Source organism: Streptomyces sp. NBC_01197 (genome assembly GCF_036010505.1).
Lineage (GTDB): Bacteria > Actinomycetota > Actinomycetes > Streptomycetales > Streptomycetaceae > Streptomyces.
On sequence record NZ_CP108569.1, the window covers coordinates 6,529,271 to 6,541,473 of the forward strand.

Below are 12,203 nucleotides of genomic sequence, written 5' to 3' on the forward strand. Positions count from 1 at the left end.
TGAGGAAAGCCGGATGTACAAACTCTTCTTCGACCTGGTCTTCAAGCGGATGGACCCCGAGGCCGCCCACCATCTGGCCTTCCGCTGGATCCGCACCGCGGCGCGGATCCCGGTGCTGCGCACGTTCGCGGCCGCCGCGCTCGCCCCCCGCCACCGGGAGCTGCGTACGGAGGCCTTCGGCCTGCGGATGCACGGACCCTTCGGCCTCGCCGCCGGCTTCGACAAGAACGCGGTCGCCATCGACGGCATGACGATGCTCGGCTTCGACCACGTCGAGATCGGCACGGTCACCGCGCAGCCCCAGCCCGGCAACCCCAGGAAGCGGCTCTTCCGCCTGGTGGCGGACCGCGCGCTCATCAACCGCATGGGCTTCAACAACGAGGGCTCCGCGGCCGTCGCGGCCCGTCTGGCGGCCCGCAACCCGGTCTTCAGGACCACCGTCGGCGTCAACATCGGCAAGACGAAGGTCGTCCCCGAGGAGGAAGCCACCGGCGACTACGTCACGTCGACCGAACGGCTGGCCCGCCACGCCGACTACCTGGTCGTCAACGTGTCGTCGCCGAACACCCCGGGCCTGCGCAACCTCCAGGCCACCGAAGCGCTGCGCCCGCTGCTGACCGCCGTGCGCGAGGCGGCCGACCGCACCGTCACGGACCGGCGGGTCCCGCTGCTGGTGAAGATCGCCCCCGACCTGGCCGACGAGGACGTGGACGCCGTCGCCGACCTGGCGGTCGAACTGGGCCTGGACGGCATCATCGCCACCAACACCACCATCGCCCGCGAAGGCCTCGGCCTGCGGTCCGCCCCCGCGCTCACGGGCGAGACCGGCGGCCTCTCGGGCGCACCGCTCAAGGAACGCTCCCTGGAGGTCCTGCGCCGTCTGCACGCGCGCGTGGGCGGCGAACTCACCCTGATCGGGGTCGGCGGCATCGAGACCGCCGAGGACGCCTGGCAGCGGATCCTGGCAGGGGCCACGCTGGTCCAGGGGTACAGCGCCTTCATCTACGAGGGCCCGTTCTGGGCCCGCGCGGTGCACAAGGGGCTCGCGGCCCGGCTGCGCAGCAGCCCGTACGCCACTCTCGCCGAAGCCGTCGGCGCCGACACCCGGAAGGTCACCCGATGACGCCTCAGCAGCCACTCGAACCGTTCGGCACCAGGCTGCGCCGGGCGATGGACACCCGCGGGCCGCTCTGCGTCGGCATCGACCCGCATGCCTCCCTGCTGACCGCCTGGGGCCTCGGCGACGATATCGCGGGTCTGGAGCGCTTCACGCGTACGGTCGTGGAGGCGCTGGCCGACCGGGTCGCGGTGCTCAAACCGCAGTCCGCGTTCTTCGAGCGGTTCGGCTCGCGTGGCATCGCCGTCCTGGAGACGGCCGTCGCCGAGGCTCGTTCGGCCGGGGCCCTGGTGCTCATGGACGCCAAGCGCGGCGACATCGGCTCGACCATGGGCGCCTATGCCGCGACCTATCTGGACCAGGACTCGCCGCTCTTCTCGGACGCGGTGACCCTCTCGCCGTACCTCGGCTTCGGCTCGCTGCGGCCGGCTCTGGACGCGGCGGTGCTCAGCGGTGCGGGGGTCTTCGTCCTCGCGCTGACCTCCAACCCGGAGGGCGCCGAGGTCCAGCGGTCCACGACCCCCGACGGCCGGCCGCTCGCCAGGGTGATGCTCGACCACATGGCGGCCGAGAACGAGGGCGCCGACCCGCTCGGCTCGGTCGGTGCGGTCGTCGGCGCGACGCTCGGCGACCCGGGGGTACGCCTGGACATCAACGGCCCGCTGCTCGCCCCCGGTATCGGCGCCCAGGGCGCGACGCCCGCGGATCTGCCCCGGGTGTTCGGTTCGGCGGTCGGCAATGTGGTGCCGAGCGTCAGCCGGGGAGTCCTGCGCCACGGGCCCGATATCGCGGCCCTGCGCGATTCGGCCGCCCGCTTCGCCGGTGAAGTGCGTACGGCGGTCGCCGGATAGCGCGCGTCCGGCCGGTCAGCGAGGTCCGCGCCCGGGCCGGGGTGGAAATCCCGGGCCGGAAACCCGGGGCGGTGCGGCGAGAATCAGCCAGTTCTGCGTCGGCGGGCCGAAAACCGGGGTGTTATGCCCTAAATATCCCGTCAGGCAAAGGCTGACCAGGACTTTTCGTCTGTTCTCGCTGACTGGAGCGGCCGTGGCCGCTAGTCTCCGTCGAGAGCCGACGTGCAATTCTCTTGCTCGTCGCTCCGCAGGTGTGGGGCGATCAGGTTCCTCACCGGTCCGTATCCGACAGTTCGACATCCGAGGTGACGTAGGCGTGGCTCTTCCGCCCCTTACCCCTGAACAGCGCGCAGCCGCGCTCGAAAAGGCCGCCGCGGCTCGCCGGGAGCGGGCCGAGGTCAAGAATCGACTCAAGCACTCCGGCGCCTCCCTGCACGAGGTCATCAAGCAGGGCCAGGAGAACGGCGTCATCGGGAAGATGAAGGTCTCCGCTCTCCTTGAGTCCCTGCCCGGTGTGGGCAAGGTCCGCGCCAAGCAGATCATGGAGCGGCTCGGCATCTCCGAGAGCCGCCGAGTGCGCGGTCTCGGCTCCAATCAGATCGCCTCTTTGGAGCGCGAGTTCGGTGGCGGCGCTGCCTGACGTTCCGGGCACCCCCGGGAAGCTGGAATAATCGCCGCATGGCTGCAACACCCCGGGGGACGACCCCCGTACCCCCGGACCCCAATCCGCGGTTGACCGTGCTCTCTGGCCCCTCCGGGGTCGGCAAGAGCACGGTCGTCGCCCATATGCGCAAGGTTCACCCCGAGGTCTGGCTCTCGGTGTCGGCGACGACCCGCAAGCCGCGCCCCGGTGAGCGCCACGGCGTCCACTACTTCTTCGTGGACGACGAGGAGTTCGACAAGCTCGTCGCCAACGGTGAGCTGCTCGAGTGGGCCGAATTCGCGGGCAATCGGTACGGCACCCCGCGCCGGGCCGTCCTGGACCGCCTGGAAGCGGGGGAGCCGGTGCTCCTGGAGATCGATCTCCAGGGCGCCAGGCTCGTACGGGCCTCGATGCCCGAGGCCCAGCTGGTCTTCCTGGCACCGCCCAGCTGGGACGAGCTGGTCCGCCGGCTCACCGGGCGCGGGACCGAACCGCCCGATGTCATCGAACGCAGGCTGACGGCCGCGAAGATCGAACTTGCCGCGGAGCCGGAGTTCGATACGACTCTTGTCAATACCTCCGTCGAGGACGTGGCCCGCGAGCTGCTAGCCTTGGTCAAGGTTCTTTGATTTTCACTCCATCGGAAGGCAGAGAGTGTCCTCTTCCATCACCACGCCCGAGGGCATCATCAACCCGCCGATTGATGAGCTCCTTGAGGCAACCGACTCCAAGTACAGCCTTGTGATCTACGCCGCCAAACGCGCGCGCCAGATCAACGCGTACTACTCGCAGCTCGGCGAAGGCCTGCTGGAGTACGTCGGTCCGCTGGTGGACACTCACGTCCACGAGAAGCCCCTCTCGATCGCGCTCCGCGAGATCAACGCGGGTCTGCTGACCTCCGAGGCCATCGAAGGCCCCGCGCAGTAACGCAGACAGTGATTTCTTTCACTCCGGGCCCGGCAGCACAGCTGCCGGGCCCGGAGTGTTTCCCGGGGTCCCCCGGAGCGCCGCCCCGCCGGTGATGCAGCATGGGGGTGTACGAATCCGAATGCGGAGCGAAGCCGGGGAGACGTGGACGTGGCGGAGAAGCCGAAGGTCGTTCTGGGGGTCAGCGGAGGCATCGCCGCGTACAAGGTGTGCGAGGTACTGCGCAGGCTGACCGAGTCCGGCCACGACGTACGGGTCGTGCCGACCGGTTCCGCCCTCCACTTCGTCGGTGCCGCGACATGGTCGGCGCTCTCCGGCCACCCGGTGGCCACCGAGGTCTGGTCCGACGTCCACGAGGTCCCGCACGTGCGCATCGGGCAGGGCGCGGATCTGGTGCTGGTCGCCCCCGCCACCGCCGACCTGCTCGCGAAGGCCGCCCACGGGCTGGCCGACGACCTGCTCACCAACACACTCCTCACCGCCCGGTGTCCGGTGGTCTTCGCCCCGGCGATGCACACCGAGATGTGGGAGCACCCGGCCACCCAGGAGAACGTGGCGACGCTGCGCCGCCGCGGAGCCGTCGTGATCGAGCCGGCTGTCGGGCGCCTCACCGGCGTGGACACCGGCAAGGGCAGGCTGCCTGAACCCGGCGAGATCTTCGAGACCTGCCGCCGGGTGCTCACCCGCGGGAGCGCGGAGCCGGACCTCGCGGGCCGCCATGTCGTCGTCAGCGCCGGTGGCACCCGTGAACCGCTCGACCCGGTCCGCTATCTGGGGAACCGCTCATCGGGCAAACAGGGGTACGCCCTGGCCCGTACGGCTGTCGCACGCGGTGCCAGGGTGACGCTGATCGAGGCCAACACCGCGCTGCCCGCACCAGGGGGGGCCGATGTGGTGCACGTGAGCACGGCGGTGCAGCTGCGAGAGGCGGTCCTGAAGGCCGCGGCCGACGCCGACGCGGTGGTCATGGCGGCGGCGGTGGCCGACTTCCGGCCCGCGGCCTATGCCCAGGGCAAGATCAAGAAGCGCGACGGCCAGGAGCCCGCTCCGATCGCGCTGGTCCGCAATCCGGACATCCTCGCCGAGATCTCCGCGGAGCGCGCCACGCCCGGACAGGTCGTGGTCGGATTCGCGGCGGAGACGGACGACGTGCTCTCCAACGGACGGCACAAGCTGCGGCGCAAGGGCTGTGATCTGCTCGTCGTCAACGAGGTCGGGGAGCACAAGACCTTCGGCTCCGAGGGGAACGAGGCGGTCGTCCTCGCGGCCGGAGGCGGCGAGACCGCCGTGCCGTACGGCTCCAAGGAAGCTCTTGCCGATACCGTCTGGGATCTGGTGGTATCGAGCTTCGGATGAAAATCTGGTGTCATCCACCGGGTCGGAGGAAGCCGGTGGTAGCCGCTTTCCACCCCATTTCGGCGGTCGTAAGGCCGTACCGCCGGAGGAGTGCCTCAGGTCACACGGCTCCCACGGAGCGAGACGCGTGCCCCGTTGGCCGGAGGCGACCGATAAACTGGTCACGGAATGAGCCGGGCGCAGCCCCCGGCCCACTCCACCCATGATCAGCCAGCAGCCGCTGCAACCCCAGGGAGCGTTGTGTCCCGTCGTCTGTTCACCTCGGAATCTGTCACCGAGGGCCACCCTGACAAGATCGCTGACCAGATCAGCGACACGATCCTCGATGCGCTTCTGCGTGAGGACCCCGCTTCCCGTGTGGCCGTGGAGACGCTGATCACCACGGGCCAGGTGCATGTGGCCGGTGAGGTCACCACGAAGGCGTACGCGCCGATCGCGCAGCTCGTGCGCGAGAAGATCCTGGAGATCGGTTACGACTCGTCGAAGAAGGGCTTCGACGGTGCCTCCTGTGGTGTGTCGGTGTCCATCGGGGCGCAGTCCCCCGACATCGCGCAGGGTGTCGACACCGCGTACGAGAAGCGGGTGGCCGCCGCCGGCACCGAGGACGACGACCTCGACAAGCAGGGTGCCGGTGACCAGGGCCTGATGTTCGGCTACGCGTGCGACGAGACGCCCGAGCTGATGCCGCTGCCCATCCATCTGGCCCACCGGCTCTCGCGCCGTCTCTCCGAGGTCCGCAAGAACGGGACCATCCCGTACCTGCGTCCCGACGGCAAGACCCAGGTCACCATCGAGTACGACGGCGACAAGGCACTCCGCCTCGACACGGTCGTGGTCTCCTCGCAGCACGCGAGCGACATCGACCTGGACTCGCTGCTCGCCCCCGACATCCGCGAGTTCGTCGTCGAGCACGTGCTGAACCAGCTGATCGACGACGGCATCAAGCTGGACACCGAGGGCTACCGGCTGCTGGTCAACCCGACCGGCCGCTTCGAGATCGGCGGGCCGATGGGTGACGCCGGTCTGACCGGCCGCAAGATCATCATCGACACGTACGGCGGCATGGCCCGGCACGGCGGCGGCGCCTTCTCGGGCAAGGACCCGTCGAAGGTGGACCGCTCGGCGGCGTACGCGATGCGCTGGGTCGCCAAGAACGTGGTGGCCGCGGGCCTCGCCACCCGCTGTGAGGTCCAGGTCGCGTACGCGATCGGCAAGGCCGAGCCGGTGGGCCTGTTCGTCGAGACCTTCGGGACCGCGGCCACCGACGTCGAGAAGATCGAGCACGCCATCTCGGAGGTCTTCGACCTGCGCCCGGCCGCGATCATCCGCGATCTGGACCTGCTGCGTCCGATCTACGCCGAGACCGCCGCGTACGGCCACTTCGGCCGCGAGCTGCCGGACTTCACCTGGGAGCGCACCGACCGCGTGGACGCACTGCGCAAGGCCGCGGGGCTGTAGGGCCCGCTCGTTCCTGGCACACCACTGCCCGGCTTCTCCGATCGGAGGGGCCGGGCAGTGGCGTGTTGTTTCCCGGAACCGGCCGGACGAGGAGGATCAGAACCGGATCAGAAGGGGAGCGACTCCGGCGGTGTCCCGCGCAGCCACCTCGGTTCGTCCTCGGCGACCTTGCGCGGTGACCTTCCCCTGGGCCTCCTTCGGCGGTGGGCCCGCGTAGTAGTTGTTGGTCTGGGGACCGGACACCGAGTGGACCGAACCGCTGCTCCCGATGCGGGTGGACGTCGATTCGCTCACCGTGCCCCGTCCTCAGGCCGTTGCCTGGCGCCGGAGGGAACCGGAAACGGCCAGCCATGTCGAGAAGGCGATTTCAGCCACCGGAGCGAACGCGCGGAGTGCGGACCCGGCTCAGCGGATCAGGGTGAAGCGGAGTTCCGTTCCGGGTGCTGCCTGGGCGGCTGCGGACAGGGACGGTTCCGGGACGACGCCGATCACCGGGTAGCCGCCGGTCGTCGGGTGGTCGTTGAGGAAGACCACCGGGCGGCCGTCCGGCGGAACCTGGACCGCGCCCAGGACGACGCCCTCGCTGGGAAGTTCGCCGAGCCGGGACCGTTCCAGGGCGGGGCCGTCGGTGCGCAGGCCGATGCGGTTGCTGTGCGGCGACACCCGGTATCGGGCCGTCGCCAGAGTGCGCAGGGCGGCCGGTGTGAACCAGTCGTGGCGGGGTCCGGGCCGCACCGGCAGCACCAGGGAAGTGGGGATGCCGGGCCATGGGGCGGTGTCCGCGCCAGGGGCCGTGCCGTGGTCCCGCGGTGTGCCGAGCGGGAGGGCGTCGCCGTCGCGCAGGGGGGCCGGGCCGAGACCCGAGAGCAGGTCGGCCGAGCGGCTGCCCAGTACGGGCTCGGGGCACAGGCCGCCGGCGAAGGCCAGATAGCTGCGGACCCCGTGCTGCGCCGGATGCGCGTCGAGCACGGCACCTGCGGGCACCACGAACGGGGCGCCCCATGGTGCCGGCCGCCCGCCCACCGTCACCCGGCAGGGCGCGCCCCCGACGACCGCGGTCACCGCCCGGGTCGGGCGGACCGCGCAGCCGGTGAGAGTGGTCTCCAGTACGGCGGCGTCCGCCGGATTGCCGGTCAGCCGGTTGGCCAGCTGCCGGGCCGGGGCGTCCAGGGCGCCCGCTCGCGGGACGCCGAGATGGGCATACCCGGTGCGACCGCTGTCCTGCACCGTCGTCAGCGCGCCCGCACGGACCACCTGGAGAACGGCCTGCGTCACTGGTATCGCTATCGCAGGCGTCCCCGGCATCGCTGTCATCCTCGTCACCGGGCCGTCTCCTCCGTACGTGTTCCGGCAGCGCGGTGGCGGTCCGGGGGCGCCACGAAACGGACCCGGGTGCCCGGTGTCAGCAGTGCGGCGGGGTCGCGGTCCTGGTTCCAGAGGCAGTCCGGGTCGGGTGTCCGGCCGATGAGCTGCCAGCCGCCCGGCGACGCACGCGGGTACACGCCGGTGTACGGACCGGCCAGCGCCAGCGATCCGGCGGGGACCCGGGTGCGCGGAGTGGCCCGGCGGGGCACCCGCAAGTGTCCGGGGAGACCGGTCAGGTAGCCGAAACCGGGAGCGAAGCCCGAGAAGGCGACCCGGAATTCGATGCCGCTGTGGATCCCGGCCACGTCGCCGGGTTCGACGCCCCACACGGCGGCCACATCGGCGAGGTCGGGGCCGTCGTACACGACGGGGACCTCGACGGCCGGGCCGGCGTCGCGCGGCAGCGGCGGTATCCGCCAGGAGACGAGAGCCCGGGCCAGGCGCTCGGGGGCGCCGGGCGAACCGTCGGCGATGCCGTCGAGCAGGACGGTCCGGGCGCCCGGAACGATCTCGCGTACGGCGGGGAGGCCGCCGAGGGCGCGACGGCGCAGCAGTTCGGCGTGGAACGCCTCGGCGGCAGACCCGGTGGGGAGCTCCACGAGCAGACCGTGTCGCCCCGCGGGCAGCACCTGGATGCTGTCGGTGCCGGTCGTCCTGATCGTGGTCGCTGCGGTCCCGGCTGCCTCGGTGGCGGTTCGGGCGGGTGACTCGGTCGTTGCCACTTCGGTGCCCGTCGTTCCCTTCACGCGAACGCCAGGACCGGTACACCGGCTTCTTCGAGCGCCGCCCGGATCCGGCGGGCGACACCGGCCGCGCCGGGGGTGTCGCCGTGCACGCACAGGGAGCGAGCGCCGACCGGCACCTGGGTGCCGTCGACGGCGGTGACCGTACCGTCGACAGCCATCCCGACGGACCGGCGCACGACCGTCCCGGCGTCCTCGACCACCGCGCCGGGTTCGCGGCGTGGCACGAGGGTGCCCCGCGGGGTGTACGCGCGGTCTGCGAACGCCTCCTCGACGGCGGGCAGGCCCGCGGCCCGGGCGGAGCTGAGCAGCCGTGAGCCCGGCAGGCCGAGGACCGCGAGGCCGCCGCCCGCGAGGCGGATACCTTCGACGACCGCCGCGGCCTGCTCCTCATCATGGACGGCGCGGTTGTAGAGGGCGCCGTGCGGTTTGACGTACGAGACACCCGGCCCTGCGGCCTCCGCGAAGACCCGCAGCGCGCCGATCTGATAGGCGACCTCGGCGGCCAGTTCGCCGGCCGGCACATCCATGGAGCGGCGGCCGAAACCGGCTAGATCCCGGTACGAGACGTGGGCGCCGATACGAACCCCGCGTGCGGCGGCCGTATCGCACACCCGGCGCATCACGGCGGCGTCGCCCGCGTGGAATCCACAGGCGACGTTGGCGCTCGTCACACAGGAGAGCAGGGCCTCGTCATCGGTGAGCTGCCAGCGGCCGAAGCCTTCGCCGAGGTCCGCGTTGAGATCCATCACGCACGTACGCTAACTAATTGTTGAACAATCTGACAAGGGTGCTCGTCCTTTGGGCGGGGCCGGTGCCGGGCCCGGCCTCGGGCCGAGGCCGGCTTGGGCGCCGGCATGCGACTGCGGTTGACTTGGCGGCGCTGCCCGGCGCGGAGCGGAGCGGCGAACGACTGATGGACAGGGGCCGAACCATGGCGGGGACAGCGGGCCGGACTTCTCCGGACCTCTCGGGGCTGACGGCGGGCAGTCCCGCACCGGCCGGCACCGGGGCGGGCACCGCGGAGCGGGTGGCCGCGATCCTGCGGGAGCGGATCACCGAGGGGTACTTCCCGCCCGGCAGCCGCCTGTCCGAGGAGAGCCTCAGTGCCGCGCTCGCGGTGTCCCGCAACACGCTGCGGGAGGCGTTCCGGCTGCTCACCCACGAGCGGCTGCTGGAGCACCGGCTGAACCGGGGCGTCTTCGTCCGTGTCCTGGCGGTCGAGGACCTCGTCGACATCTACCAGGTCAGGCTGCTGGTCGAGTGCGCCGCGCTGCGGGCGCTGGGGGAGCCGCCATACCGGCTGGACGACGTGGAGGCCGCGGTGGCCGCAGGGGAGCGGGCCGCGGCCGTGGACGAGTGGGCGGCCTGCTCCACCGCCAACATCCGGTTCCACCAGGCGCTCGCGGCGCTCGCCGGGAGCCCCCGGGTGAACGAGCTGATGCGCAATGTGCTCGCCGAACTGCGTCTCGCCTTCCATGTGATGGCGGACCCGCGGCGCTTCCACGAGCCCTATCTCACCCGGAACAGGCAGCTCGTCGACCGGCTGGCCGCAGGCGACGCGGCGGGCGCCGAACGGATGCTGAGCTTCTATCTGGAGGACTCCCGCCGCCAGCTCGCCGAGGCCTACGCGATGCGCCTCGCCACGGAGTGAGCGGCGGGCCGTGAGCTGCGGACCGGGAGCAGCGGACCGGGATCGGTGGTCCGGGAGCGGCCGTCCGGGAGCGGCGTAGTGAGGGTGAGTGCGGCTCCGGCCGGCCCGGGCGATGAGTCCGACCGGCCCGGGTGACGCGGTGGCCGCGGCCCGGGCGATGCCGCCGGCGGATGAGCCGGGGCCTGCGGCGCGGGGTGCATGGGCTGCCCGTGCTCGCCCCTCCGTCCGCTCCGCGCTCGGTGACGAACACCTCTTGTGTGTTTGTTGAACAATCGCCTAGGGTCTCGCGCAGCATCCCCGTCTGATCAGGGCCATCAGGTCCATGCGCGGAAGAAGGCCGACGCGTGATCGTTCTCCTCGGCGTGCTTGTGGTGATCCTCGGATTCGCCACGCGCCGCAATCCCCTCCTCGTGGTGGGCGCCGCCGGCATCGTGACCGGACTGCTCGGCAAGATGTCGCCGCAGGAAGTGCTGGCCGCGTTCGGCAACAGTTTTGCCTCCTCCCGTTCCGTGACCGTCTTCGTCATCACCCTCCCGGTCATCGGCCTCCTGGAGCGCTACGGCCTCCAGGAGCAGGCCCGCAACCTCATCGGGCGACTCGGCGCGCTGACCACCGGCCGCTTCCTCGCGCTGTATCTGCTCATCCGCCAGCTGACCGCCTCCGTCGGACTGACCAGCATCGGCGGTCCGGCGCAGAGCGTGCGCCCGCTGATCGCCCCGATGGCCGAGGCCGCCGCCGAGACCAGGGCGGGCGGACCGCTGCCGAAGCGGCTCCGCGAGAAGATCCGCTCGCACGCCTCGGGCGCCGACACCATCGGTATGTTCTTCGGCGAGGACTGCTTCATAGCCATCGGCTCGATCCTGCTGATCACCGGCTTCGTCAACTCGACGTACAACCAGCACCTCGAACCGCTCAGCCTCGCCCTCTGGGCGATCCCGTCCGCGATCTGCGCCTTCCTCATCCATGGCGCGCGGCTGCTGCATCTGGACCGCGTGCTGGAACGCGAACTGGCCGTCGTCGCCGCCGAGAACGAACTCGCCGCCCATACCGCCCGCCGCCCCGAGGACCTCAAGTGATCAAGTCCGAATACTTCTTCTGGCTGGTCGGCGCGGTCTTCCTGGTGATGGCGGCGCAGATGGCCGGCGACCGCACCAACCCGAAGCGCCTCGGCTCGGCGTCCTTCTGGGGCCTGCTGGGCGCCTCCTTCTTCTACTCGACCGGTGTGGTCGACAAATCGCTTCCCGCGGAGCCGCTCGGCGCCGCCGTCCTGGTGCTGATCGTTCTCGGCGGCTTCGGCCTGACCGGCAAGGGCACACCGCACACCCCGCCCCGCGAGGAGCGGGCCGCGTCGGCCGCCCGGTTCGGCAACAAGCTGTTTCTGCCGGCCCTCACCATCCCGGTCGTCGCGATGCTCTGCGCGACGCTGCTGAAGAAGGTGAAGATCGGCGGCGAACCGGTCCTGCAGCCGGGTTACGAGACGATCCTGGGCCTCGGCATCGGCGCGATCGCCGCGCTGGTGGTCGGCATGGTCGTCCTGCGTGAACGCCGCATCACGGTCCCGCTGCACGCCGGGCGCAACATGCTCGAATCCATGGGGTGGGCCCTGGTGCTGCCGCAGCTGCTCGCGGTGCTCGGGTCCATCTTCCAGACGGCGGGCGTCGGCGACCAGGTCGGCCGGATCACCGAGGCGATCCTCCCGGACGGCCAGCGTTTCGTCGCGGTGCTCGTCTACTGCTGCGGCATGGTCCTGTTCACGATCGTCATGGGCAACGCCTTCGCGGCCTTCCCCGTCATGACGGCCGCGGTCGGCTGGCCCGTCCTGATCCAGCAGATGCACGGCAGTATCCCGGCAATCCTCGCCATCGGAATGCTGTGCGGGTTCTGCGGCACCCTCGTCACGCCCATGGCCGCCAACTTCAACCTGGTCCCGGCCGCGCTGCTGGAACTGGACGACCAGTACGGCCCCATCAAGGCCCAACTGCCCACGGCAGCGGCGCTGCTGGTCTGCAACATCGCGGTTCTCGCGCTGTTCGCCTTCTGACCGTGCTGCCTTCTGAAGACCGCGCCTTCTGAAGACCGTGCCCTCTGA

14 protein-coding genes are annotated in these 12,203 nt (G+C 70.9%); 10 read left to right on the forward strand and 4 right to left on the reverse strand.

The window, feature by feature from the left end:
- Nucleotides 1-13: 13 nt before the first annotated feature.
- The 7 genes from OG452_RS30045 (at nucleotide 14) to metK (ending at nucleotide 6,352) form a co-directional block, all read left to right on the forward strand.
- Entirely contained in the window at nucleotides 14-1,123 is a 1,110-nt protein-coding gene (locus OG452_RS30045) for a quinone-dependent dihydroorotate dehydrogenase (protein ID WP_327298689.1), read from the forward strand.
- Complete coding sequence (gene pyrF, locus OG452_RS30050) at nucleotides 1,120-1,968, forward strand: orotidine-5'-phosphate decarboxylase (protein WP_327298690.1); 849 nt, start codon at nucleotides 1,120-1,122, stop codon at nucleotides 1,966-1,968. Before OG452_RS30045 ends, pyrF begins: the two co-directional genes overlap by 4 nt.
- 316 nt (nucleotides 1,969-2,284) lie before the next feature.
- Nucleotides 2,285-2,608, forward strand: a complete 324-nt coding sequence (locus tag OG452_RS30055) for an integration host factor (RefSeq protein WP_266858973.1) — start codon at nucleotides 2,285-2,287, stop codon at nucleotides 2,606-2,608.
- A gap of 38 nt (nucleotides 2,609-2,646) precedes the next feature.
- Nucleotides 2,647-3,240 carry a guanylate kinase gene (gene gmk, locus OG452_RS30060; RefSeq protein WP_327298691.1) on the forward strand — a complete coding sequence of 198 codons (594 nt, stop codon included), beginning with the start codon at nucleotides 2,647-2,649 and terminating at the stop codon, nucleotides 3,238-3,240.
- A 25-nt stretch (nucleotides 3,241-3,265) separates the two neighbouring features.
- Nucleotides 3,266-3,538, forward strand: coding sequence for a DNA-directed RNA polymerase subunit omega (gene rpoZ / locus OG452_RS30065; RefSeq protein ID WP_003970369.1), 273 nt, complete (start codon nucleotides 3,266-3,268; stop codon nucleotides 3,536-3,538).
- A 150-nt stretch (nucleotides 3,539-3,688) separates the two neighbouring features.
- Entirely contained in the window at nucleotides 3,689-4,894 is a 1,206-nt protein-coding gene (coaBC, locus tag OG452_RS30070; protein ID WP_327298692.1) for a bifunctional phosphopantothenoylcysteine decarboxylase/phosphopantothenate--cysteine ligase CoaBC, read from the forward strand.
- Nucleotides 4,895-5,134: 240 nt separating this feature from the next.
- On the forward strand, nucleotides 5,135-6,352 hold the full coding sequence (gene metK / locus OG452_RS30075) for a methionine adenosyltransferase (RefSeq protein WP_327298693.1): 1,218 nt from the start codon (nucleotides 5,135-5,137) through the stop codon (nucleotides 6,350-6,352).
- Between the two features lie 96 nt (nucleotides 6,353-6,448).
- Here metK and OG452_RS30080 read toward each other — a convergent pair whose 3' ends face one another.
- From OG452_RS30080 to OG452_RS30095, 4 genes are all read right to left on the reverse strand, one after another.
- On the reverse strand, nucleotides 6,449-6,646 hold the full coding sequence (locus tag OG452_RS30080) for a hypothetical protein (RefSeq protein WP_327298694.1): 198 nt from the start codon (nucleotides 6,644-6,646) through the stop codon (nucleotides 6,449-6,451).
- A gap of 111 nt (nucleotides 6,647-6,757) precedes the next feature.
- Entirely contained in the window at nucleotides 6,758-7,666 is a 909-nt protein-coding gene (locus OG452_RS30085) for a biotin-dependent carboxyltransferase family protein (RefSeq protein ID WP_442810171.1), read from the reverse strand.
- A 5-nt stretch (nucleotides 7,667-7,671) separates the two neighbouring features.
- A complete protein-coding gene (locus OG452_RS30090) occupies nucleotides 7,672-8,346 on the reverse strand; it encodes a 5-oxoprolinase subunit B family protein (protein WP_327299830.1) in 675 nt (224 codons plus the stop codon).
- 113 nt (nucleotides 8,347-8,459) lie between these two features.
- Nucleotides 8,460-9,209: a LamB/YcsF family protein gene (locus OG452_RS30095; RefSeq protein WP_327299831.1), complete on the reverse strand. Its 750-nt coding sequence runs from the start codon at nucleotides 9,207-9,209 to the stop codon at nucleotides 8,460-8,462.
- A gap of 185 nt (nucleotides 9,210-9,394) precedes the next feature.
- Between OG452_RS30095 and OG452_RS30100 the strand changes: the two genes are divergently transcribed.
- The 3 genes from OG452_RS30100 (at nucleotide 9,395) to OG452_RS30110 (ending at nucleotide 12,155) form a co-directional block, all read left to right on the forward strand.
- Nucleotides 9,395-10,114 (forward strand): GntR family transcriptional regulator, encoded by a 720-nt coding sequence (locus tag OG452_RS30100; RefSeq protein ID WP_327298695.1) that lies wholly within the window; start codon nucleotides 9,395-9,397, stop codon nucleotides 10,112-10,114.
- A 344-nt stretch (nucleotides 10,115-10,458) separates the two neighbouring features.
- Nucleotides 10,459-11,190 (forward strand): DUF969 domain-containing protein, encoded by a 732-nt coding sequence (locus tag OG452_RS30105; protein WP_327298696.1) that lies wholly within the window; start codon nucleotides 10,459-10,461, stop codon nucleotides 11,188-11,190.
- Nucleotides 11,187-12,155 (forward strand): DUF979 domain-containing protein, encoded by a 969-nt coding sequence (locus OG452_RS30110; protein WP_327298697.1) that lies wholly within the window; start codon nucleotides 11,187-11,189, stop codon nucleotides 12,153-12,155. Before OG452_RS30105 ends, OG452_RS30110 begins: the two co-directional genes overlap by 4 nt.
- Nucleotides 12,156-12,203: the final 48 nt, after the last annotated feature.